This is a genomic window from Citrobacter farmeri, assembly GCF_019048065.1.
GTDB lineage: Bacteria > Pseudomonadota > Gammaproteobacteria > Enterobacterales > Enterobacteriaceae > Citrobacter_A > Citrobacter_A farmeri.
In genome coordinates this window covers 543,864-566,881 of the sequence record NZ_CP077291.1, presented here as the reverse complement: position 1 = coordinate 566,881, position 23,018 = coordinate 543,864, and the positions used below count along the sequence as shown (strand labels likewise).

18 protein-coding genes are annotated in these 23,018 nt (G+C 54.7%); 5 read left to right on the top strand and 13 right to left on the bottom strand.

From position 1 onward, the window contains the following. Positions 1–90 precede the first annotated feature (90 nt). Complete coding sequence (gene yjgA / locus I6L53_RS02640; protein ID WP_042321611.1) at positions 91–642, top strand: ribosome biogenesis factor YjgA; 552 nt, start codon at positions 91–93, stop codon at positions 640–642. Between the two features lie 98 nt (positions 643–740). On the opposite strand, the gene mpl is transcribed toward yjgA, so the two are convergent. Next, the gene (gene mpl / locus I6L53_RS02635) at positions 741–2,120 is read right to left on the bottom strand and encodes a UDP-N-acetylmuramate:L-alanyl-gamma-D-glutamyl-meso-diaminopimelate ligase (RefSeq protein WP_042321608.1); all 1,380 of its coding nucleotides are present in this window, start codon (positions 2,118–2,120) and stop codon (positions 741–743) included. Positions 2,121–2,295: 175 nt separating this feature from the next. Here mpl and fbp point away from each other — a divergent pair, with 175 nt between their 5' ends. Further along, positions 2,296–3,294, top strand: a complete 999-nt coding sequence (fbp, locus tag I6L53_RS02630) for a class 1 fructose-bisphosphatase (RefSeq protein WP_042321606.1) — start codon at positions 2,296–2,298, stop codon at positions 3,292–3,294. 92 nt (positions 3,295–3,386) lie between these two features. On the opposite strand, the gene I6L53_RS02625 is transcribed toward fbp, so the two are convergent. From I6L53_RS02625 to I6L53_RS02615, 3 genes are all read right to left on the bottom strand, one after another. Continuing rightward, positions 3,387–4,499 (bottom strand): methyl-accepting chemotaxis protein, encoded by a 1,113-nt coding sequence (locus I6L53_RS02625; RefSeq protein WP_084196614.1) that lies wholly within the window; start codon positions 4,497–4,499, stop codon positions 3,387–3,389. Positions 4,500–4,560: 61 nt separating this feature from the next. Next, on the bottom strand, positions 4,561–5,808 hold the full coding sequence (locus I6L53_RS02620; RefSeq protein ID WP_042321603.1) for an oligosaccharide MFS transporter: 1,248 nt from the start codon (positions 5,806–5,808) through the stop codon (positions 4,561–4,563). A gap of 62 nt (positions 5,809–5,870) precedes the next feature. Further along, on the bottom strand, positions 5,871–6,794 hold the full coding sequence (locus I6L53_RS02615) for an aminoimidazole riboside kinase (RefSeq protein WP_042321601.1): 924 nt from the start codon (positions 6,792–6,794) through the stop codon (positions 5,871–5,873). Positions 6,795–7,010: 216 nt separating this feature from the next. Here I6L53_RS02615 and cscA point away from each other — a divergent pair, with 216 nt between their 5' ends. Then, the gene (gene cscA, locus I6L53_RS02610) at positions 7,011–8,444 is read left to right on the top strand and encodes a sucrose-6-phosphate hydrolase (protein ID WP_042321597.1); all 1,434 of its coding nucleotides are present in this window, start codon (positions 7,011–7,013) and stop codon (positions 8,442–8,444) included. 7 nt (positions 8,445–8,451) lie between these two features. On the opposite strand, the gene I6L53_RS02605 is transcribed toward cscA, so the two are convergent. From I6L53_RS02605 to ytfQ, 5 genes are all read right to left on the bottom strand, one after another. Then, a complete protein-coding gene (locus I6L53_RS02605) occupies positions 8,452–9,447 on the bottom strand; it encodes a LacI family DNA-binding transcriptional regulator (RefSeq protein ID WP_042321595.1) in 996 nt (331 codons plus the stop codon). 78 nt (positions 9,448–9,525) lie between these two features. Then, positions 9,526–10,527, bottom strand: coding sequence for a galactofuranose ABC transporter, permease protein YjfF (yjfF, locus tag I6L53_RS02600; protein ID WP_042321592.1), 1,002 nt, complete (start codon positions 10,525–10,527; stop codon positions 9,526–9,528). Then, a complete protein-coding gene (ytfT, locus tag I6L53_RS02595; RefSeq protein ID WP_042321590.1) occupies positions 10,514–11,536 on the bottom strand; it encodes a galactofuranose ABC transporter, ATP-binding protein YtfT in 1,023 nt (340 codons plus the stop codon). Before ytfT ends, yjfF begins: the two co-directional genes overlap by 14 nt. A gap of 13 nt (positions 11,537–11,549) precedes the next feature. Beyond that, positions 11,550–13,052: a galactofuranose ABC transporter, ATP-binding protein YtfR gene (gene ytfR, locus I6L53_RS02590; RefSeq protein ID WP_042321588.1), complete on the bottom strand. Its 1,503-nt coding sequence runs from the start codon at positions 13,050–13,052 to the stop codon at positions 11,550–11,552. Between the two features lie 116 nt (positions 13,053–13,168). Then, positions 13,169–14,125 (bottom strand): galactofuranose ABC transporter substrate-binding protein YtfQ, encoded by a 957-nt coding sequence (gene ytfQ, locus I6L53_RS02585; RefSeq protein WP_042321586.1) that lies wholly within the window; start codon positions 14,123–14,125, stop codon positions 13,169–13,171. Between the two features lie 307 nt (positions 14,126–14,432). On the opposite strand from ytfQ, the gene ppa reads away from it, so the two are divergent. After that, complete coding sequence (ppa, locus tag I6L53_RS02580; RefSeq protein ID WP_023478348.1) at positions 14,433–14,963, top strand: inorganic diphosphatase; 531 nt, start codon at positions 14,433–14,435, stop codon at positions 14,961–14,963. A 161-nt stretch (positions 14,964–15,124) separates the two neighbouring features. Here ppa and I6L53_RS02575 read toward each other — a convergent pair whose 3' ends face one another. From I6L53_RS02575 to tamA, 3 genes are read right to left on the bottom strand one after another with little or no spacing between them, the layout of a single operon-like run. Then, positions 15,125–15,469, bottom strand: coding sequence for a gamma-glutamylcyclotransferase family protein (locus I6L53_RS02575; RefSeq protein ID WP_042321581.1), 345 nt, complete (start codon positions 15,467–15,469; stop codon positions 15,125–15,127). Positions 15,470–15,471: 2 nt separating this feature from the next. After that, the gene (gene tamB / locus I6L53_RS02570; protein ID WP_042321578.1) at positions 15,472–19,248 is read right to left on the bottom strand and encodes an autotransporter assembly complex protein TamB; all 3,777 of its coding nucleotides are present in this window, start codon (positions 19,246–19,248) and stop codon (positions 15,472–15,474) included. Further along, on the bottom strand, positions 19,245–20,978 hold the full coding sequence (gene tamA / locus I6L53_RS02565) for an autotransporter assembly complex protein TamA (protein WP_042321576.1): 1,734 nt from the start codon (positions 20,976–20,978) through the stop codon (positions 19,245–19,247). The genes tamB and tamA overlap by 4 nt, the downstream gene beginning before the upstream one ends. 213 nt (positions 20,979–21,191) lie before the next feature. Here tamA and msrA point away from each other — a divergent pair, with 213 nt between their 5' ends. Continuing rightward, positions 21,192–21,830 carry a peptide-methionine (S)-S-oxide reductase MsrA gene (gene msrA / locus I6L53_RS02560; protein WP_042321574.1) on the top strand — a complete coding sequence of 213 codons (639 nt, stop codon included), beginning with the start codon at positions 21,192–21,194 and terminating at the stop codon, positions 21,828–21,830. 2 nt (positions 21,831–21,832) lie between these two features. Here msrA and I6L53_RS02555 read toward each other — a convergent pair whose 3' ends face one another. Then, entirely contained in the window at positions 21,833–22,888 is a 1,056-nt protein-coding gene (locus I6L53_RS02555; protein ID WP_042321572.1) for a LacI family DNA-binding transcriptional regulator, read from the bottom strand. Between the last annotated feature and the right edge of the window lie 130 nt (positions 22,889–23,018).

Below are 23,018 nucleotides of genomic sequence, written 5' to 3'. Positions count from 1 at the left end.
GTAGAGAGTTTCTCTGAAGTCTAACAGAGAACCGTTTTTCAGTGCGCATCTTAACTGGTAACATTAGCCTCTTTTTTTAAGGAGCCTGACATGACTAAGCAGCCCGAAGACTGGCTCGACGACGTTCCCGGTGATGACATCGAAGACGAAGACGATGAAATTATCTGGGTCAGCAAAAGTGAAATTAAACGCGACGCCGAGGAGTTAAAACGCCTGGGCGCGGAACTGGTGGATCTGGGGAAAAACGCGCTGGACAAAATCCCGCTTGATGCGGACCTGCGTGCCGCGATTGAGCTGGCCCAGCGGATCAAAATGGAAGGTCGCCGCCGCCAGTTGCAGTTGATTGGTAAAATGCTGCGCCAACGTGAGGTTGATCCTATTCGCCAGGCGCTGGACAAGCTGAAAAACCGCCACAACCAGCAGGTAGTGCTGTTTCACAAGCTTGAGCATCTGCGCGACAGGCTGATCGTCGAAGGGGATGACGCGGTTGAAGAGGTGCTGAACCTGTGGCCAAACGCCGACCGCCAGCAGCTTCGCTCGCTGATCCGCAATGCGAAGAAAGAGAAAGAAGGGAATAAGCCGCCGAAATCCGCGCGTCAGATCTTCCAGTATCTGCGCGAACTGGCGGAAAACGAAGCGTAATTTAATCCGGCGTGAATGCCGGATGGCGACGCGAAACGTCTTATCCGGCCTACGTGCTTGTAGGCCCGGTAAGCGTCAGCGCCACCGGGCCTTTTTTGTTACTCTTCGGCTTGCGCTTCGGCTTTTTTCGCCAGACCATCCAGCAGTTTCTGGTGAATACCACCAAACCCGCCGTTACTCATCACCAGAATGTGATCGCCAGGCTGCGCCGTTTTCACGATCATCTCTGCCAGCGTATCAACATCACCACTCCAGTGGGCTGGCTGAATGCAGGCTTCCGCCACTTCTGCGACCTGCCACGGAATATGCGGCGGCTGCAGCAGATACACTTCGTCCGCACGACCTAATGACGGTGCCAGATCGTCTTTACACAGCCCCATCTTCATGGTGTTAGAACGCGGCTCCAGCACGGCGATGATGCGCGCCGTTCCTCCCACTTTGCCGCGCAGCGCCGCCAGCGTTGCGAGAATGGCTGTCGGGTGATGAGCGAAGTCATCATAGACCGAGACACCGTTCGCTTCGCCGCGCAGTTCAAGACGACGACGGGCGTTGATGAACGATCCCAGCGCATTGGCTGCCTCTCCCGGTGGTACGCCAACGTGACGAGCCGCGGCAATGGCCATCAGACCGTTATGCATGTTGTGTTCACCGACCAGCGACCACTTCACGTCACCGACCTTCTCACCGTCCAGCCACACTTCCCATTCCGAGGCATCGACGTTCAGCTTTTTCGCCTGCCAGTGGCCCTGCTCGCCCACCAGTTCCTGTTCGCTCCAGCACCCCATCGCCATCGTCTGCTTCAGATTGATGTCGTGCTCAGGATAGATGATACGCCCCTGACCCGGTACGATGCGGACCAGGTGGTGGAACTGCTTCTGGATCGCTTTCAGATCGTCAAAGATATCTGCATGATCAAACTCAAGGTTGTTGAGGATCAACGTACGCGGGCAGTAATGTACGAATTTGGAGCGTTTATCGAAGAAGGCGCAGTCGTACTCATCCGCTTCAATCACGAAAAAGTCGCTTTCGCCCAGACGCGCAGAAACGTCAAAATTCCCCGGTACGCCGCCAATCACAAAACCAGGCTTATAACCGCAGACTTCCAGAATCCATGTCGCCATACCCGCGGTAGTGGTTTTACCGTGCGTTCCCGCGACGGCCAGCACCCAACGATCGCGCAGCACAAAGTCATGCAGCCACTGCGGACCGGACATAAACGGAATGTTCTTCTCCAGTACCGTTTCAACGCACGGATTGCCACGGGTCATGGCATTGCCAATGATCACCAGGTCCGGTTGCGGATCGAGCTGACTGGGGTCATAACCCTGAATCAGGGAGATCCCCTGGTTCTCAAGTAAGGTACTCATCGGCGGATACACATTGGCGTCCGAACCCGTTACTTCATGACCGAGCGAGCGCGCCAGCATCGCCAGACCGCCCATGAACGTGCCACAAATTCCCAAAATATGAATGCGCATACGTCACTATCCTAATTTAACCCAGGGGGCATTTTACGCATATGTCAGGCAAGTGAGAAACGCATTTCAGGATAATCCGTAGTTTGCTGGCGCGATTCACCTGAGCGCAGCCACTGAAATATTTGTTAAGATTGTTACGGTCGCTTTACTCCATATTAATTGCAGGGAAAGTGTTATGAAAACGTTAGGTGAATTTATTGTCGAAAAGCAGCACGAGTTCTCTCATGCTACAGGTGAGCTCACTGCGTTGTTGTCGGCAATAAAGCTGGGCGCCAAGATCATCCACCGCGATATCAACAAGGCCGGTCTGGTCGATATCCTGGGTGCCAGCGGTGCTGAGAACGTGCAGGGCGAGGTTCAGCAGAAACTCGACCTGTTCGCGAACGAAAAACTGAAAGCTGCACTCAAGGCGCGTGATATCGTCGCGGGCATTGCCTCTGAAGAAGAAGATGAAATCGTCGTTTTCGAAGGCTGTGAACACGCGAAATACGTGGTACTGATGGATCCGCTGGATGGCTCGTCCAACATCGATGTTAACGTCTCTGTCGGGACTATTTTCTCTATCTACCGCCGCGTGACGCCTGTTGGCACACCGGTCACTGAAGAGGATTTCCTGCAACCAGGCAACAAACAAGTTGCTGCGGGTTACGTGGTGTACGGCTCCTCCACCATGCTGGTTTACACCACCGGCTGCGGTGTCCACGCCTTTACCTACGATCCGTCGCTGGGTGTGTTCTGCCTGTGTCAGGAGCGTATGCGCTTCCCGGAGAAAGGCAACACTTACTCCATTAACGAAGGCAACTACATTAAATTCCCGAACGGTGTGAAGAAGTACATCAAGTTCTGCCAGGAAGAGGATAAGTCCACGCAGCGCCCGTACACCTCACGCTACATCGGCTCACTGGTTGCTGACTTCCACCGTAACCTGCTGAAAGGCGGGATTTATCTTTACCCAAGCACCGCCAGCCACCCGGAAGGAAAACTGCGTCTGCTGTATGAGTGCAACCCAATGGCATTCCTCGCAGAGCAAGCAGGTGGTAAAGCGAGCGACGGGAAAGAGCGTATTCTGGATATCACTCCGGAAAGCCTGCACCAGCGCCGTTCGTTCTTCGTCGGCAACAACCATATGGTTGAAGATGTGGAACGCTTTATCCGGGAGTTCCCGGACGCGTAAAACCCTTGCCGGATGGCGCTAGCGCTTATCCGGCCTACAATAGCTGCGTAGGCCGGATAAGACGTGTCAACGTCGTCATCCGGCATTTCACATCAGGCGGTCTGTAATTTAAACGACGCCATTGCTTCAATGAGCGCATGCGACTGCTCTTCCAGTGAGCGGGTTGCCGCAGAGGACTGTTGTACCAGAGCCGCATTCTGCTGCGCCGTTTCATCCATCTGGCTCACCGCAATATTCACCTGTTCGATACCGCGACTCTGCTCCTGTGACGCGCTGGCAATTTCCCGCATCAGTTTAGTCATCCGCATCACTTCGCTGGCAATCTCATCCATCGTTTCACCCGCCTGCATCGCCAGATCGCTGCCCTCACCCACCTGCGACTGTGAATCGCCGATGAGCGTGCGGATCTCTTTCGCGGCCTCCGCGCTGCGGCTTGCCAGATTGCGCACTTCGCCTGCCACCACGGCAAAACCACGTCCCTGCTCTCCCGCGCGCGCCGCTTCAACCGAGGCGTTCAGCGCCAGAATATTGGTCTGGAACGCAATCCCGTCGATCACGCCAAGAATATCGGCAATACGGTTCGCACTACCGGAAATGTCGCGCATTTTTTCGATGACATAGCACACCATTTCACTGCCGCGATCGGCGGTATCAGAAACGGATTTCGCCAGTTGATGCGCCTGATCGGCGTTTTCCGCATTCTGTTTCACCGTCGCGGTGAGCTCCTCCATGCTGGCGGCAGTTTGTTCCAGCGAGGTCGCAGTCGATTCGGTGCGTGTCGCCAGATGAATATTACCCGCCGTCAGTTCGCGACTGCCGGTATCGATCTGCGAACTGGCATCACGGACGCGTTTGACGGACTCGCTCAGCGCCACCCGCATCCCTTCGAGCGCAGCCTGCAGGCGATTAAATTCGGCGCTGGCATAGCGGCTTTCCACCGCCGATAAATCCCCTGTCGCCAGGCGTTCGAGTTGCTCAACCACATTATCTAGCGGTTTCAGGAGCTTATTGCGCAGTAATAGCCAAACCACCGCCAGCAGGGCGATGGCCGTCAGCGTCGTCGCGGTCATCACCCCATAATAGATCCATGAGGTAATGATACGCGTGGAAGCGTAAATCCCCATACCGCCTGTCATCAGGAGCAATAAGGTGATAAGCGACAATAAAACCAACAGGGTATTTCGTAGGGAGAGAGATTTTGGCATTGTTATTTTCCGGTTGAAGGATATACAGAAACTATCGACAACAACCGGAAAAAGTTTACGTTTATGTCGCTGAATTCAGTGAAGGTTCCAGCACGGGCGGTTCTCGTTTTTTACTCAGGAAGAAAATGCCAAAAAGCAGCATCAAGCAGACGATACCCGAGATGGCGAAAAACACGGTCTGGTAGCCTGCGAGGTCAAAGAGAATCCCTATTGGTGTTGAAAGCAATACGATCCCCAGAGAACTGGCAATCTGAAAACCAATCAAAAAGATTGTCGATGACAGTCGTTTATCAAAGTTCGCAACGCTGTATTTGAATACCGAGATGACGCAAAGTGGAACTTCAATAGCATGCAGGAGCTTCACCAGCGAAATGAGCCAGGGATTAACGAACAAAGCGCAAGAAAGGATACGCAGTGCCATAATCACCACGCCGATGAGTAATGCATTTTTTGGCCCCACCCGATTAACAAAGAAGGGAATACTCGCCATGCACAGTGCTTCAAGTACGACCTGGAACGAGTTCAGATATCCATATACGCGCGTTCCAACATCGTGTGATTCGAACAGACCTGCATAAAACACCGGAAAGAGCTGTTGATCATAAATGTTATAAAAAGACCACGTCCCCACAATAAACACAACGAAGATCCAGAAGTTACGATCTTTGAAGACCGCGATAAAATCCTCTTTTTTTACCCCACCCGCTTCAGCCGTTACGCACTGCTGCTCCTGATCTTTGAAGCGCATGTTGATCATCATAAACACGGCGCCAAATAGCGAGACCAGCCAAAAGTTGATATGGGGATTAATGCTGAAAAAGATGCCAGCAAAAAATGCGCCAATGGCATAACCAAACGACCCCCAGGCACGCGCGGTTCCATATTCAAAATGAAAACTCCGCGCCATTTTTTCGGTGAAACTGTCAAGCAGTCCACAGCCCGCCAGATACCCCAGGCCAAAAAAGAGCGATCCCAGAACCAACCCGACAGAAAAATGGCTTTGCAGTAGCGGTTCGTAAACGTAAATCATGAACGGCCCCGTCAGGACCAGGATGAAACTCATACACCAGATGAGAGGTTTTTTCAGGCCGAGCTTATCCTGAATAATCCCGTAGGCCACCATAAACAGCATGCTGGTAAACTGGTTGACCGAATAAAGTGTGCCTAATTCAGTCCCTGTTAACCCCAGATGCCCTTTCAGCCAGATGGCATATAACGACCACCACAGTGACCAGGAAATAAAAAAGAGAAATGAGTAACTGGATGCAAAACGATAGTACGCATTTCTGAATGGAATCTTCAATGCCATAATTACCTGCCTGTCGTTAACGAAAATCACGTCCTGTTCAGAGGCAAAATCGGCCTCATTGTTTACTTACACCGTTCCAGCTCTTGTCGATGCGGCAGCGCTGTCATCGCCCCTTTCGCCGTTACCGCAAGCGCTCCACAGCGTTGAGCGAGTTCTATAATGTGTTGTAATTCGCCCTCATGCGCAGGGAAGCCTTCAGCAGCCAGGCCCGCCAGTAATCCGGCGACAAACGCATCACCCGCTCCGGTGCTGTCCACACAATTCACGGGTACCGCGGCAAAGTGGTGAACCTCCCCGCGGTAGCAGACCACCACACCATCAGCCCCTTTCGTCACCAACAGCATGGTAATGTCATGCTCGGTTGCCAGAGCGCAGATATCCCGATCGCGCAGAGCGTTTTTGCTGATAAGCTGCCATTCGTCTTCCGACAGCTTGACCACGTCTGCCAGTTGAAGTGCCTGCAACAGACACAAGCGCAGCAACTGTTTGTCTTGCCAAAGATCGTCACGGATATTGGGATCGAAGCTGACAAAGCCGCCTGCGCGTCGAAGCGCTGACATCGCAATAAAAGCACTGGTACGTGAAGGTTCGGCAGACAGGGCGATTGAACAAAGATGTAGCCATTCGCCGCGCCGCCATTCGGGCAAATCGGTTGCCTCCAGAAAAAGATCGGCGCTGGGGCGAACCATGAATGTAAAAGAACGCTCTCCTTGCTCATTAAGATCGACGAGCACAGTCGATGTCCGGTGCCATTCGTCCGACGTCAACAGTGACGTATCAACCCCTTCCGCTTGCAGCGTTCTTCTTAACAACGTGCCAAAAGGATCATCCCCCACACGCCCTATAAATCCACTCGCTCCACCTAATCTGGCTATCCCCACCGCAACGTTAGCCGGCGCGCCTCCCGGACAAGGCAGTAGCCGCCCATCAGATTCAGGCAAGAGATCCATGACCGCATCACCTAAGACCCATACTTTGGCTGACATTTTTTTTCCTCAAATTCATCTGGCTTACGCACAGTGATAAACCGCTTTTTCGCAAAACCGTCATCAATTTGCCCCAACATGCATAATCGATCACAAAACTGCATAGTTAACGTTAACATTTGCGAATATCATCACATTTAGGAAAAATAAGGACTTTATTTTTGCAAAAGTTAACGTTAACAATTCAACAAATTTGCTGAACCAGGATGATGTAAGATGACGCAATCTCGTTTACATGCGGCGCATAAGGCGCTGGCACAACTTCGCGAGCGCCGGGGTAACACCTTCTATCCTCATTTTCACCTCGCGCCTCCGGCTGGGTGGATGAACGATCCCAACGGGCTAATCTGGTTTAACGATCGCTATCACGCGTTTTATCAGCATCACCCATTCAACGAACACTGGGGGCCTATGCACTGGGGACATGCCACCAGTGAAGATATGATCCACTGGTGTCATGAGCCTATTGCGCTGGCACCTGGCGATGAGGATGACAAAGATGGATGTTTTTCGGGCAGTGCCGTCGATGACAACGGTGTGTTATCGCTCATCTACACCGGCCATACCTGGCTTGCAGGCGAAGGCAATGATGACGCCATTCGTGAAGTGCAGTGTCTGGCAACCAGTCGGGATGGGATCCATTTTGAAAAACAGGGTGTGGTGCTGACCCCGCCGGAAGGAATTATGCATTTTCGCGATCCTAAAGTCTGGCGAGAAGCAAACACCTGGTGGATGGTGGTAGGTGCAAAAGATCCTGGTAACACCGGGCAGATCTTACTTTATCGTGGTAAATCATTGCGTGAATGGACCTTCGATCGCGTACTGGCGCATGCCCACGCAGGTGAAAGCTACATGTGGGAGTGTCCAGACTTTTTCCGTCCTGGTGAACACCATTACCTGATGTTTTCACCACAAGGAATGAAGGCGGAAGGATACCGTAACCGGAATCGCTTTCAGAGCGGAGTCATCCCTGGGTTCTGGTCTCCTGGACGGATCTTTGCCCAGTCGGGCCCTTTTACTGAACTCGATCACGGGCATGATTTTTATGCGCCGCAAAGCTTTTGCGCTAAAGATGGCAGGCGCATCATCATCGGCTGGATGGATATGTGGGAATCGTCAATGCCATCAAAACGTGAAGGTTGGGCAGGTTGTATGACGCTGGCTCGGGAGCTCTCTGAGAGCAACGGCAAACTCATCCAGCGCCCGGTGCGGGAAGCAGAGTCGTTACGCCAGCTGTACCAACCTGTGCCTGCCGACAAAATCGACAGCAAACGCGTTTTGCAGGAAAACGCACAAGCGGTCGAAATTCAATTACGCTGGGATTGTCAGAAAAGTCATGCCGAACATTACGGGTTACAACTCGGCACTGGGATGCGACTGTATATCGATAATCAGTCCGGACGGCTCGTTTTGTGGCGGTATTACCCACAAGAAAACATAGATGGTTACCGTAGTATTCCCCTTACGCAGGATGAACCCCTCGATCTGAGGATCTTTATCGATAAGTCATCCATTGAGGTATTCATTAATGATGGGGAAGCGGTCATGAGCAGCCGAATCTATCCGCAGCCAGAGGAACGAGAACTGTCTCTCTATGCCGCTCATGGAGAAGCCACACTGCTGCAAGGCAGACTCTGGCTACTGGGGTAACCAACGATCAGGCGGAACAACGGATCAGCAGCGGACAAGGGATCCGTTTCTGGCCGCCGCCGGTGCGTCCTTCAATCACATGCAATGCCGCTTCCCGCCCGATAATATCGTGTGGAAGCTGCATTGTGGTCAATGGAGGCAAAAACAGATGCCCGACGCCCACCAGGTTATCAAACCCCATAACAGCAACATCCTGTGGGATGCGGATCCCTTTCGCCAGAAGAACCTGATAAGCCACAAAGGCGGCGCGATCGTTACCACAAATCAGGACATCAAAATCGGGTTTACCCGAGGGAATGCGGGCGTTCAGTAAACCCGCAAGATCGGTATAGTGATCGTCCCCCATCGCCATGTGAAATTGCTTCACATCCGCCAGATCCCGTCCGGCATCACGCCAGGCCTGTTCAAATCCCTGTCGACGATACCCTGTCGCCAGCGCGCCTTCGGGTAACCAGAAGCATAATGGCTGACGATATCCCGCTGCGATCAAATACCGGGTTGCCTCATACTGCGCGGCGTAATCATCAGGGATATAGCTGGGTAACGCGGGATCGTCCGCCACACAGTTCGCCAGAACGATATTTTCGCCATGCAGAACTTCAGGTAGCGTGATATGCCGTAGCCCCATCGTGGTATAGATAATGCCATCCGGCCGGTGAGCAAGCAGTTGGCGCGCCGCACGGGCGGCATCATCATCAGAAAAAATGTTGATTAAAAAACTGTTCCAGCCGAACTCGCTGGCTGTTTGTTCAATGGCAAGCAGGATATCGACTGAGAAAGGAGTGGTGGCTGTATCCTGTGCCAGCACAGCAAGGGTCGACGGCTTACGCCCCTGAGCACGCATCTTGCGGGCGGAAAGATCGGGAACATAATTCAGGGTCTGGATAGCCTGCAACACGCTGTCACGCGTTGCAGGGCGTACTGATTCCGCATTATTCATTACCCGGGAGACAGTCATCATCGACACCCCCGCCAGGCGCGCAACATCCTTTAATGAAGCCATATCCAACCCACTTGCCGTAAAACAGGCACTGTAGCAAAAACCGCCTGTTCTGTCCTGGACTGTGTCGGCCAGACTGCGTCAGCGCTGGCTTTCTGTTGCAGAAATACGCGTGACCGGCGAACTCTGTCTATTTTCCCAGAGCACCGTCAGGCCGCGCTGCAATGCAATGAAAATAAACAATAAAACGCCAATGGCAATTTTCGTCCACCATGAACTGAGCGTACCGTCGAAGTTAATGTAGGTCTGGATCAGCCCCTGAATCGCCACGCCAAACAGCGTTCCAAGAACCGTACCAACCCCACCGCTCAGCAACGTACCACCGATCACCACCGAAGCGATGGCGTCCAGCTCCACGCCGACCCCCGCCAGCGCGTAGCCGGCCTGGGTGTAGATCGAAAAGACAATCCCGGCCAGCGTCGCCAGCCCGGTCGACAGCATATAGATACGGATCGTCGTGCTGCGAGTGGAAATCCCCATCAGGTTCGCCGATATCGCATTCCCGCCAATGGCATACACCTGGTTGCCAAACCGGGTGCGATGCGCGAGGAAAATCCCCATAACCACCACCGCCAGCATCAGCAGTCCCATCGCGCTCAGGCGACCGCCACCGGGGATTTTCCACGCCAGACTGGAAAGCGTATCGTAAATCGGATGGTTAATCGGGATCGACTCTTCTGACACCAGATAACTGACCCCGCGCAGAAAGAACATACCGGCAAGCGTGATGATAAAGGCCGGGATTTTTAGCGCATCGATCAGCAACCCCATGAAAGCGCCAAACGCACACCCCATCGCCAGTACCAGCGGAAACGCCAACAGCGGCGAGATCCCCCAGTAACCGATCGCCTTCGCCAGGAATACGCCGGTAAAGGCGATTACCGACCCGACGGAGAGATCGATCCCGCCGGAGAGGATCACGAAGGTCATCCCCACGGCAATAATCCCCAGAAAGGCGTTATCGGTCAGAATGTTGCAGATAACACGCGTGGAAGCAAAGCCGGGGAACTGGGTCAGGCAGTAGAGATAACCCAGCACGAAAACCCCGAGGGTGATCATTAACGGTAAATTACGTTTTATCACGACCACGCACTCCTTTTAGCAGACTGATAAAGCGCTGTGACTGCACAATGAGTACGCACAGCACCACGATGGCTTTGACCACCTGGTTCATCTCCGGCGGAAATCCGGACAGCAGGATCCCGGTGTTCATCCCCTGGATGATCAGCGCGCCCACCACTGACAACAGCAGATTAAAACGCCCTCCCATCAGGGATCCGCCGCCGATCACCACCGCCAGAATGGCGTCCAGCTCCAGCCACAATCCGGCGTTGTTGGCATCAGCGCCGCGAATATCCGCCGTGACGATAATCCCGGCAATCGCCGCGCACAGTCCACTCAACACGTAAGTGAGCATGACGATGACCCGCGTGTTCACCCCGGCATTTTTTGCCGCCCGGATATTAATCCCCACCGCTTCAATAAACATCCCGAGCGCCGTTCGCCGGGTCAGCAGCCAGAAGAATACCAGCGTGATCAGCGCAATAATGACCGGCGTAGGGAACAGCAGCAGCGAACCGCTGCCGAACCAGGAGAGCGTGGGCGAGTTGAAGGTGACAATCTGTCCGGAGGTGATCAGTTGCGCCACGCCGCGACCCGCCACCATCAGGATCAGCGTGGCGACAAACGGCTGAATTTTGAGGATCGCCACCAGAACGCCGTTCCACAGGCCAGCCAGAACGCCGGTCCCCAACGCAGCAAGCAGTACCACCGGCAGGCTATGACCCGCGACGGTCATCGCGGCAGTCGTGGCCCCGGCAATCGCCATCACCGCGCCAACGGAAAGGTCAATGCCGCCTGTGGCAATCACCAGCGTCATCCCTATCGCCAGCAATGCGACGGGGGCGGCGCGATTCAGGATATCAATCGGGCTGCCGAACAGACGCCCGTCCTGCAACACAATCTGGTAAAAATGGGGAGCGACGAGGCTGTCCACCAGCAGCACCAGCAACAGCGCAATCAGTTGCGGCATGCCGGTCGGCCAGCGAAAGCGTCGCTTCGGCGGCGTGGTTTGCGGGAGAGATTGAGGCATCACAAGAGTCTCCTTACGCCGCGATGGCGTTCATGATCGCCGGAACGGACAGTTCAGCCAGCGGGATCTCCGCCACCTGTTTGCGGTCACGCATGATGATCACCCGATCGGCATATCCCACCAGTTCCTCCAGCTCCGAGGAGATCACCAGCAACGCCAGACCATCAGCGCACAGGGTTTCGATCAGGCGGATGATCTCGGCATGCGCCCCCACGTCGATCCCTCGCGTCGGTTCATCGAGGATCAGAAACTGTGGCTTAGTCAGCAGCCAGCGCGACAGCAGCACTTTTTGCTGGTTGCCGCCGGAGAGAAATTCGATCGGCTGTTCAGCGCTGGGGGTGCGAATGCCAAGCTGGCGGATAAACCGCTCGGCAATATCATTCTGTTCTTTGCGCGCAATCGGACGCAGCCAGCCGCGCTGGGCTTGTAGCGCCAGGATAATGTTTTCCCGCACCGAAGCGGCGGCAATAATGCCGTCCGTTTTCCTGTCCTCCGGGCAAAAACCGATCCCAAGGCATGACGCCTGGTGAGGGGAACGCAGCGTTTGCGTTTTGCCTTTGATCTGCGCGCTGCCGCTGTCCGCCGGCTTGATGCCGAAGATCACTTCAGCCGTTTCGGTGCGTCCGGATCCGAGCAGACCAGCCAGACCGACGATCTCACCGGGACGAACGTCGAGATTGAACGGGGCGATCGTTCCCTTCCTGCCGAAATTTTTGAACGCCGCAACCGGTTTGTCGCTCAGTAAGGTACGTCCCGCGCGCTGTAACGCATGAGTGTCCAGCTCGCGCCCCAGCATCATTTTCACCAGTTCAATCTGCGGCAGTTCGTGGGTTTCACGGCAGCCGACAAAACTGCCGTTACGCAGGACGGTGATCCGATCGCTGACCTGATAGACCTGATCAAGAAAATGGGTAACAAAAATCAGACTCACGCCGCGATCGCGCAGATGACGCATCAGGCCGAACAGCATCTCAACCTCTTGCGTATCAAGGCTGGCGGTAGGCTCATCGAGGATCAAGACTTTAGCGGAAAGATCGATCGCCCGGCAGATAGCCACGATCTGCTGCATCGCCACCGAATAGCGGTTCAGCGGTTCGCGGACGTCGAGGGAAAAGCCGTAAGAGGCCATCAACTCCGTGGCGCGCGTTTCCATCTCTTTACGCCGCAGCAGGCCAAAACGACGCGGTTCACGACCAATAAACAGATTATCCGCCACCGACATATTCGGCAGCAGGTTCACTTCCTGATACACCGTGCCAATGCCCAGTTGTTGAGCATGTGCAGTATTTCTGGGGGAGATGGCACTGCCTTCCAGCCAGATGGTACCGCGATCGGCATGATAGACGCCGGTCAGCGCTTTAATGAGCGTGGATTTTCCGGCTCCGTTCTCGCCGAGCAACGCCATGATCTCCCCGCGGCGCAGGCTGAAATCGACGTTATCCAGCGCCTTGACGCCAGGAAAGAATTTACTTAATCCCTCTGTACGGAGGATCTCCTGGTGTTGTTCAGTCGTCATGATTTTCCTCCGGTACAAAGCGTGACCGTAGGCCTGATAAGCGAAGCGCCATCAGGCAATGTCATGCCGGATGGCGGTGTAAACACCTTATCCGGCCTACGGGTACCTACAACCCATCAATAACCCATGTTTTTCTTCTTCTCTAACTCTTCTTTCGCGGTATCCGGCAGGTACAGCGTCGATTTGGTGATAGTGACCTTCTCAGGCATGGTGCCATCTTTCTTGAACTTCTCGAGTGCGTCGAAGGCAGGGCCTGCCATGTTCGGCGTCAGTTCAACGCTGGCGTTTGCTTCACCGTCAATCATCGCCTTATAGATGTCCGGTACGCCGTCGATAGAGCCGGTCAAAATATCTTTGCCCGGTTTCAGCCCCGCTTCTTTGATCGCCTGGATAGCCCCGATCACCATGTCATCGTTATGGGCGTAAACCATGCAGATGTTCTTGCCGTTGTTCTCCGCTTTGATAAAGCTTTCCATGACCTCTTTACCTTTACTGCGGGTGAAGTCACCGGACTGGGAACGGATAATTTTGATGTTTGGCGCTTTGGCGATGGCTTCGGCAAACCCTTTCTTACGATCGATGGCCACACTGGCACCGACGGTGCCCTGCAGCTCAACCACATTACACGGCTTACCGTTAACCTCTTTGATCAGCCAGTCACCGATCAGTTGACCTTCAAGCACGTTGTTGGCGGTAACGGTAGTCATATAGAGAGATTTGTCTTTTACATCGATGGAACGATCGAGCAAAAAGACCGGGATCTCGGCATCTTTCGCTTCTTTCAGCACCGGCTCCCATCCTGTCGCCACTACCGGCGCAATGAAGATGGCGTCAACGCCCTGAGCGACAAATGAACGCACGGCTTTAATCTGGTTTTCCTGCTTTTGCTGACCGTCAGCGATTTTCAGCGTAATGCCGCGCTTCTCGGCCTCGCTTTTCGCCACGTTGGTCTCTGCGGCGCGCCAGCCGGACTCAGAGCCGACCTGCGAAAATCCTACGGTTAATGGGGCGGCCATGGCCATAGACGACATGGCTGCCGAAACTGCTGTGACTAAAAGTAAGCGCTTCCACATAACTGTGTCCTCGTAGGGTAGGTTATTGTTGGTTAAGAAACAGTCGCGAAAAAACTATAGACAATCGAGCATGTAACGGATTGCGTTACATCACACTTCAAAAAAGTAAATAGAACGTTAATCACAAGTTTGTAATCGCTTCCATTTCACTATGAAAAAAGCGGCTGAAGATATGGATTTTCCTGTCATGCGAGTGGTCTGAAAAGACCGGTACAAGGCGAGTGAAAACAAAATCAGGCGAAGACATTCGGCGCGAGATCGCTATAATACTCGCCACTTGTTTACGACACAGTTAAAGGAAACAGACATGAGCTTACTCAACGTCCCGGCCGGTAAAGACCTGCCGGAAGATATCTACGTTGTTATTGAGATCCCGGCTAACGCAGATCCGATCAAATACGAAGTCGACAAAGAGAGCGGCGCACTGTTCGTTGACCGCTTCATGTCCACCGCGATGTTCTATCCGTGCAACTACGGTTACATCAACCACACTCTGTCTCTGGACGGTGACCCGGTTGACGTTCTGGTCCCGACTCCGTATCCGCTGGAACCTGGCTCCGTTATCCGCTGCCGTCCGGTTGGCGTACTGAAAATGACCGACGAATCCGGTGAAGATGCGAAACTGGTAGCCGTACCGCACACCAAACTGAGCAAAGAGTACGATCACATCAAAGATGTGAACGACCTGCCGGAACTGCTGAAAGCACAGATCACGCACTTCTTCGAGCACTACAAAGATCTCGAAAAAGGCAAGTGGGTGAAAGTGGACGGTTGGGACAACGCAGAAGCCGCTAAAGCGGAAATCGTTGCTTCCTTCGAGCGCGCCGCGAAGAAATAAGTTCGCTGAACGCTGAAAACCCTGAACGCCGGGCACCGGTCAGTAAGGGTTTTTTTATGCCTGCGTTTTGGCAATAGAGAAAAAAAACACAAGAAGCGTGGCAATCTGAAATGCGAGTAACCTCGCATAAAACAACGCCACCCGAAGGTGGCGCGTAGGTTTCAGTACTGGTCTCTGTCTAACCAGTTACCGCTGTCGATCAGTGTTAATCCATCCACCGGGCGCTGGTACACGTACATCCATGCACTGCCGTACGGCGTCTGGATCAACTGGCGTGCGTATTCACCGCCGCGGGTGCGCAAAGCATCCAGCTCGGCCAGAGTCGCATTATCAATACGATAAACCTCACCGTGTACCGTTCCGTTCCCCGGAACTGCGCCTGGATAGTGGCCCAGACTGTACAACTGGTAGTTATCGATACTGTAATTTCCCAGCAACTGGGCGTTGGTCATCCAGTGGCTGTTGCCTTGTTTGGTTCGTAAACTGCCGTAGACAAATATTCGCATTGCTAAAACTCAAACTGATAGAGCAAATCCAGTGCCTGATCTACGCCAGACACGGCTTCCAGATATAGCTTAGGCATCAGGCGATAACGTAACGTGAGTGTCGCCAGTGAGTCAAATATACCCACGCCATATTTCACCTGCAGACCTGGCAGTACGTATCCGCTGACCACGACCTGGGAGGAGTCGCCTACCCCCTGAGTGTCCAGTGCCAGATTGCTTACGCCAAACGTCTCCCCGATTTTACCCACAACCTGACCACTTTGTGCAACCCCCAGGCCAATAAGCATTGAGGTCATTGCGGCACTGTCGCTCTGATCGCTGCTCAAACCCTGGCCACGCAGCAGATAAGAGAGCGCTTCCTGTTGCGACATCGCCGGGTCAGAGAAGATCTCTGCCTTCGGCTCATCTGCCGTTCCGGTGACGCGAACACCGGCGATCACCGCATCCTCTGTCGACTCCGGGTTACGAATGGCTTCGATATTCAGCAACGGCTGATCCGGTGGTCCCGAGAACAACAGCTCGCCTTTACGCACAATCAGATCCTGACCGTAGGCGTGGAAGCGACCTTCCGGAATGTTGATCTGTCCGTTTAGCCCCAGCCCTTGCTTATCCTGCGCCACTTTCAGATCGCCTGTCAGGCGGGCTTTCAGACCAAACGCATCCATCCGCACGTTGTTACCGACGTGTACAATCAGATTGCTGTTAATCGGGATCCCGGCACTTTGCGGCTTCTCTGGCTGCAAATCATTATTGAGCATCACTTCGTCGCTGGAAACGCCCACCGCGCTTTCTGGCAAGTCATGTACCACAATACGCGCCCACGGTACGTCCACCCGTCCGTCCAGGGTGAACAGACTCGGCGTAGCTTCAAATACCACATCCGGAGAAACATCAAGGCGCACCATCGGCGGCACGGTGATACGTACCCGGCTGCCTTTTGCCGCCACGCGCGCTCGCCAGTTATCGATCTGACTCCAGTCAGCGTCGCCGCTCAGGTTGATCTGCCCCTGCTGGGTTCGTATCTCTCCGGTAAGCGTCGAGCGCGTGCCGTTGAAGTTCATCGCCAGTTGGCTCGGCTGCATATCAAACGGCATAAAGTTGCCGTCAATATCCAGCCCGCTCAGTTGCAATTGCCCAAACATCTGCGGGCTCTGCACATTACCGCCCAGACGCAGATTGGCGCTCAGCAGACCTGCCGCCTTCTCACCACGCGCAAAGATCGGGTTCACCATCGCAAGGTTAACATTGCGAATGTTGACGTTGCCGCCCAGGTTACGACGCCCCTGGGGATCGGTCACCTGTACCTGGCCGTCAAGCTGTCCGTTATTAGTCAGGCGGATCAGCCAGCCCAGTTCCGCGCGATTGTTGCGTAGCTCGGCCGTCACGTTCAGGGTATCGAACGCTAACGGCAGCGGCGCGTCGTTGACCGTCTGCGTCACTTTCACGTTACGCCCGGAGAGCGTGACATTGCCCTGCGGCAGCCCCTCTTTGGTGGTGTCCCACGAAACGTCCGCTTTACCGGTGAATACGCCAGTGGCCTGAGTCGCCTCCGGCATAAACGGTTTCAGCATCGCCAGATCAAAGCGGTTAAGATTCACCACCGCCCGTCCTTCTGCACCGGCATCGATAGTTTGCGGCACGCACAGTTCAGCATTCGGGTTTGCCCAGCAGTGTGGCCCGATACTGATTTTCTGCTCCTGGTTACGGTAGTCGAGCGCGATGGCGCGGGTCAGGGTCAACGGCCCTACCGGCGTCTGGAAGCGGGTATTGCTCAGCGAGCCTTTCCAGCGCTCTTCTTTACGATCAAAGCTCCCGGCCAGATCGAGTTGACCGGAGACCGGCTCACCCTGAACACGCAGTTGCAGTTCGTGTTGCTTTTCGCTCCCTTTGGCGTTCAGCGTCACGAGGTTGATGTTAACGTCGGGCTGCGAAATGCGTTCAACCCGCACGTTAAGGTTACCGGCAATCTGGTCGGTCGATTTAATGTCGCCTTCCACGCGCACCTGGGCAACGGACAGTTCCTGCCAGCGCAGTCCACGGGCGGTGATATCCGCCAGCAGTTGTGGAGCATCAACCGTGCCGCGCACTTTGACCAGCCCTTTTGCCGTACCGCCGAGTCCCGGCAAGGCGTTGTCCAGCCCCGGCGCGTCAATGGTCGCATCCAGATTGAGATCTTTAACGCCCAGCTCACCTTTCACCTCAGCGCTGTTTGGCCCCAGTTCCAGATGCAGCCCTGGAATCGTCCACTGCATGTAGCTATTGCCTTTGAGCGATCCATTAACGTTAACCTTGTTCTGCTTAACGTTACCGGTCAGCTTCAGCTCCGGCACGTCCATCTGCCAGCTACCGCCATACAGGCTGCCCCGGGTTTTAATCAGACCATTGAGCTTCGACGGCCAGTCCGGCACTTCTTTCGCCGTATTGATGCCGTCCAGCGTCAATTCACCTCGCCAACTGATCGCCTGCTGCCAGTCCACAAGCGCCTTCAGCTCGGTTTTCCCTTCCAGCGCAGCCACGCTGAGCTTGTCGATATTAATCTGCTGTTCGTTGCCCTTCGCATCAAGCGTAATGGTCGCCGGCGGGATATCCTGTCCTTTCACCGCCGTACGCATCGAAAGCGTATAGTCCGTCATCTTGCCGGTGAGCTTGAGTTTGATATCGTCAGCCTGGAACTGTTTATCACCCGTAAACGGCCAGTAAACCTGCTTGCTGACCACTTCCAGATTCAACGGCAGCCCGGCTTCCGCCAGACGCGTCTGGGCACGCAGATCCAACGCCACCGGTCCGGAGAGATTTACCCCCACTTCCAGTTGTTCACGCAGCGCGCCGCCCACCTTCAGCTTCACCTTCTCGCCTTTCAGCGGGTCCATGTTCAGCGTGCTGTTGAGGGTGATATCGACCGGCCAGTTATGGGTCAACTGGGCCGTACCGCTGGCGTTAACCGTGCCCTGATTAGAGTCAACGTCCAGCGCATCGAGTTTCATGTTGCCATCGATGCTGCTCACTTTCAGCAGCAGGTTATGCACCGTCAGGTCCGTATCGCCGGTGACGCGCAGTTGCTCGCCTTTGAACTCTTCAATATTGAGATTGAGCGGCAGATGCACGTCCGTCATCTCTGGCAGAACCGGTTTTGAGAACAAATCTTTCAGCGTTTCGCCGAGCGGTTTTTCATCCGGCTGCGGGTTCTGGATCTTCGGCTCGACGACTTCTTCCTGAGCAACCTCCGCCACTTTCGGCAGCGCGATCAGCAATCCCTGCAACGACGTGGGCTTCAGGGTCAGATCCCTCTCCTGCCAGTGCAGGCCGGAGGTAAACGCCATCACCGACACGGTGGTGTCATCAATTTTAATATTGACGTTGTTCAGCGCCACACGGGAAAGCGTTACCGGATACGGCGTGGAGAGATTCAGCGGGCCGCTCTCTTCTTCTTCGACCGGCGCGGACGGCGGCATTTTTTTACTGTCGATCGCCACGTTTATGTCTTTGAGCGACAGATCGTTCACGCACAGGCTGCTGTTCCACAGGCAATCCAGCCCCACCGCCAGATGCACTTCACCCGCGTTAACCGCCACGCCAGGCTGGTCAAAGCGGATATTTTTCAGTGACAGATCGCGCCAGCCGCCGGTGACCTGGCCGATTTCCAGGCCCGGCACCCAGCGGTTCGCCGCATTGAAGATCAGATGCAGGCCGGTTGTCGTTCCAAGCAGAAACGCCACCGTCCCCAGCAACAGCAGGATAAAAATCAGTACGCCGAGGCTTATCTTCTTCCATAAACTCATAATTCAGGCCCCAGACCGATGTAAAACTGTAAACCGTGCTCATCTTTATCGCCGACCGGAACGGCAAAATCGAGCTTGATTGGCCCGACCGGAGACTGCCAGCGTACGCCCACCCCGGCACCGGTTTTGAAATCGCTTTTACGGATATCACTGACGGCTTCACCGCTGTCGACAAACATTGCCCCCCACCATTTGCCGGTGACGTTGTACTGGTATTCCAGTGACCCGGTTGCCAGTTTTGAGGCCCCTTTCAGGTCACCGTTGCTGTATTTTGGTGAAATGGATTTGTATTTGTAGCCACGAATACTGCGGTCGCCCCCGGCGAAGAAACGCAGGTCTGGCGGCACTTTGTCGAAATCGCCGGTTTCGATCCAGCCGAGATTGCCGCGCATCACGAAGCGATGACGATCGTACAAGGAACGGATCCAGACGTTTTGCGCCTGAAAGACCGAGAAGTCGACGTCGGAACCCCAGGCGGTGTTGGAGTAATCAATGGAGTAACGCTGGGAGTCGCCCCAGGTGGGCATCAGACCACCGCGCGAACGGGTACGGCTGATCATCACGCCAGGATAGAGCAGCATGGTGGTGTTCGTCACCTGCCCCTGAGTAAAGTGGTCGAGACTCCAGCGCAGGTTAATGGCGCGCTGCCAGCCACTGGAAAGATCCCAGTAGCGAGAAACCGCAAGCGTGGTGGAGTCCTGTTCGGTATCGTTGAGATCGGTACGCTTAAAACCACCCTGCACCAGATAGTATTGCTCCAGCGGATTCTTCAGCAGCGGCATTTTATAACTGAAATCTAACTGCTGTTCAGGTGACGAGATACTGGCGCTGGTCGTCAGGCTGTGGCCATAAGAGTTCATCCACGGCTTTTTCCACGTGGTCTTCACGCGCGGCCCCACGTCGGTGGAATAACCCACCCCGGTCTCGATGGTGTTTTCCGTTCGCGGCGACACCACGCCCTTCAGCGGCAGCACTTTGGTTTTCCGCGCTTTGTCGAATTCGGGCGCGACAACCACGGAGTTAAACCAGCCGGTCGCCGAAAGTCGACGGTTCAGCTCGCCGAGCTCTTTCGACTCGTACGCATCCCCTTCTTTGAATGGCACCAGGTTTTGCAGGTACTCCTCGCGGATCTGCGAGCCTTCAAAGGAGACGTGACCAAAGCGATAACGTTCACCGCTGTCGTAGTCGATATCCCAGAACGCCTGATGGCGATCAAGCGCAATACCCAACTGGCTCTTATTAAATTCGCTGTCGAAATACCCTTTACGTAGCGCCACGCTGGTTAATGACTTTTTGAAGCTGTCATAGTCCCCATGATTGAGCACCGTACCGATCGCCGGACGCGTTTTCAGCAAATCCAGGTAATCTCTGTCGGTACGCGCGCCGCCGCGTAAAATGACTTCTGTTCCGCCAATGCGCACCGGTTCACCGGGCGTCACTTTGGCCACCAGCACCTGACGCCCTTTCGCCGGAGGCGGACGCAGATCGAAATCAATGGTCGGTTCGTAATAGCCGAGCGCCTTTAACCCTTCGCGGATGGCGTCATCCACGCGCGCGCGAAAGCGCCGGTCCGGCGTGACTTCATCACTCTGGATGGTTGAGAGTTGTGCCCGGACGTTTTTCTCCAGTTCTCCTGATAGCCCTTCGACCTGTAGACGGACGTTCGCGGCAAAGGCAGAACTGCTTAAACACAACAGGCTCACCCAGCATAACTGACGGATATGTGGCACTTTTTCTCCTGAAATCCCTTATTTCCACCCCTGGAAAAAATCATAACGCCAATCCACGGCTTAACAAAAACCCAACAACTGGGATTGAAAAACAGACGACTACCCAAATATTTCTTATGTTTACTGTAGACGCATTCCTAACGGTTATTGTGTGCAAATACGCGTCTTGTTACAACCTTAACCCCAATTACTGATTTTCGGGAGAACCGCACCATGAGTCTATTTGATAAAAAGCACCTGATTTCACCGTCGGATGCATTACCTGGGCGCAATACCCCGATGCCCGTGGCGACGCTGCATGCCGTCAACGAACATTCGATGACGAACGTCCCTGAAGGGATGGAAATCGCGCTTTTCGCGATGGGCTGTTTCTGGGGCGTAGAACGGTTGTTCTGGCAGTTGCCCGGCGTTTACAGCACGGCTGCGGGGTACACCGGTGGCTACACGCCGAATCCCACCTACCGGGAAGTCTGTTCCGGTGAAACAGGCCACGCCGAAGCGGTGCGCGTGGTGTACGATCCGGCGGTCATCAGCTATGAACAATTGCTCCAGGTTTTCTGGGAAAACCACGATCCGGCGCAGGGCATGCAACAGGGCAACGACCACGGCACCCAATATCGTTCCGCTATTTATCCGCTGACACCGGAGCAGGACAGCGCCGCTCGCGCCAGTTTTGAACGCTTCCAGGCCGCCATGCGCGCGGCGGGCGACCATCGTTCCATCACCACTGAAATCAGCAACGCGACGCCGTTCTATTACGCTGAGGACGACCACCAGCAGTATCTGCACAAAAACCCGTACGGCTACTGCGGAATCGGCGGGATTGGCGTCTGTTTGCCCCCTGACGCGTAAGATCAGCGTTCCACCGTCACGCGGGCCGCATGCCGCGTGGCGCTGGCGACAGTACCTTTCTGTGAAAGCATTCCTTTCAGCAACAGATTAAATACCGGCGCACCGGGCCGGTTCAGACGATGCTGCAACAGATGCACCGCCTCCACGCCCAGCGCCCGGCAGGGTATAGTAATACTGCTCACTGTCGCCACGATGCGGGCGTCCAGTTCCTGTACGCCCGTCGTCATCAGCGACATCTCTTCCGGAACGCGCACCCCGTGGGTGTTCAGTACACGCAGGATGCCGGTGGACATCGACGCGCCGGCGCAGAAAATCACTTCCGGCCAGTCGTGACGCGGCGTATCGCGCAGCCATTCGCCAACCGCCTGCTCCGCTTCCTCCTCAGTGAATCCTTCCGTCACCAGCAGATCGCAATGGGTATCAAACGGGATCTGGTACTGACGATAGACCTCTTTAATGCCTTCCAGCCGCCAGTACATCGTCTCCCGCCGCAGGCTGGTGACGTTGAGAATGCGTCGGTGCCCTTGATCGAACAGATACTGCGTCGCCCGGTTGCCAATCGACCGATGGTCCGGCGACACCGAATCCAGCAGCCCTTCTCTGTCCTGCGAGTTGATCAACACACAGGGTTTTTCCAGCGACAGCGCCAGCTTGTGGATCGTCGGATCATCAATCCCGATCAGAATGATGGCGTTAATATTTTTATGGTTGGCCTTCTCCAGAAAGACTTTGATATCCGCGTGTTGCTCATCCAGGCCGCAATAACTCACCCAGACATCGTGTGAAGCGACCGCTTCAGCAATACCGCGCGTCACTTCAAGGTAAAAAGCATCTCCCTGCGCCGTGAACGTGCGCTGCGGAGCAAAGACGGCGACGCCGTTAATCAACAGCCGCCCGCTGGCGAGCGAGTCGAGAACACCCAGTTGTCGCGCACATTTCACTATTGCCTCACGCGCCTTGTCGCTGGTGTAGGACTTCCCGCCCAGCACCCGCGACACGGTACTCACAGAGAAGCCCGTTAAGGCGGCAATTTCATCCATTTTCAACTTGCCCGACATTCTGTGACCTCGCTCGCAATGTATCTTTGCAAATTATTGCAGACGTACTTCATTGATTCTAAAACACCTTTTTAATTAGCTCGCTAACTTCTTTTGCGTCCTGCAAGCGCTCTCACAAAATCCCGTTGTC

What these genes read in the sequence shown, in the direction of transcription:
- mpl (WP_042321608.1), bottom strand. Translation starts at nt 2,120, where the DNA reads ATGCGCATTCATATTTTGGGAATTTGTGGCACGTTCATGGGCGGTCTG.
- yjgA (WP_042321611.1), top strand. Translation starts at nt 91, where the DNA reads ATGACTAAGCAGCCCGAAGACTGGCTCGACGACGTTCCCGGTGATGAC.
- ppa (WP_023478348.1), top strand. Translation starts at nt 14,433, where the DNA reads ATGAGCTTACTCAACGTCCCGGCCGGTAAAGACCTGCCGGAAGATATC.
- I6L53_RS02605 (WP_042321595.1), bottom strand. Translation starts at nt 9,447, where the DNA reads ATGGCTTCATTAAAGGATGTTGCGCGCCTGGCGGGGGTGTCGATGATG.
- ytfT (WP_042321590.1), bottom strand. Translation starts at nt 11,536, where the DNA reads ATGCCTCAATCTCTCCCGCAAACCACGCCGCCGAAGCGACGCTTTCGC.
- cscA (WP_042321597.1), top strand. Translation starts at nt 7,011, where the DNA reads ATGACGCAATCTCGTTTACATGCGGCGCATAAGGCGCTGGCACAACTT.
- ytfR (WP_042321588.1), bottom strand. Translation starts at nt 13,052, where the DNA reads ATGACGACTGAACAACACCAGGAGATCCTCCGTACAGAGGGATTAAGT.
- I6L53_RS02575 (WP_042321581.1), bottom strand. Translation starts at nt 15,469, where the DNA reads ATGCGAATATTTGTCTACGGCAGTTTACGAACCAAACAAGGCAACAGC.
- I6L53_RS02625 (WP_084196614.1), bottom strand. Translation starts at nt 4,499, where the DNA reads ATGCCAAAATCTCTCTCCCTACGAAATACCCTGTTGGTTTTATTGTCG.
- tamB (WP_042321578.1), bottom strand. Translation starts at nt 19,248, where the DNA reads ATGAGTTTATGGAAGAAGATAAGCCTCGGCGTACTGATTTTTATCCTG.
- I6L53_RS02620 (WP_042321603.1), bottom strand. Translation starts at nt 5,808, where the DNA reads ATGGCATTGAAGATTCCATTCAGAAATGCGTACTATCGTTTTGCATCC.
- I6L53_RS02555 (WP_042321572.1), bottom strand. Translation starts at nt 22,888, where the DNA reads ATGTCGGGCAAGTTGAAAATGGATGAAATTGCCGCCTTAACGGGCTTC.
- fbp (WP_042321606.1), top strand. Translation starts at nt 2,296, where the DNA reads ATGAAAACGTTAGGTGAATTTATTGTCGAAAAGCAGCACGAGTTCTCT.
- ytfQ (WP_042321586.1), bottom strand. Translation starts at nt 14,125, where the DNA reads ATGTGGAAGCGCTTACTTTTAGTCACAGCAGTTTCGGCAGCCATGTCG.
- I6L53_RS02615 (WP_042321601.1), bottom strand. Translation starts at nt 6,794, where the DNA reads ATGTCAGCCAAAGTATGGGTCTTAGGTGATGCGGTCATGGATCTCTTG.
- msrA (WP_042321574.1), top strand. Translation starts at nt 21,192, where the DNA reads ATGAGTCTATTTGATAAAAAGCACCTGATTTCACCGTCGGATGCATTA.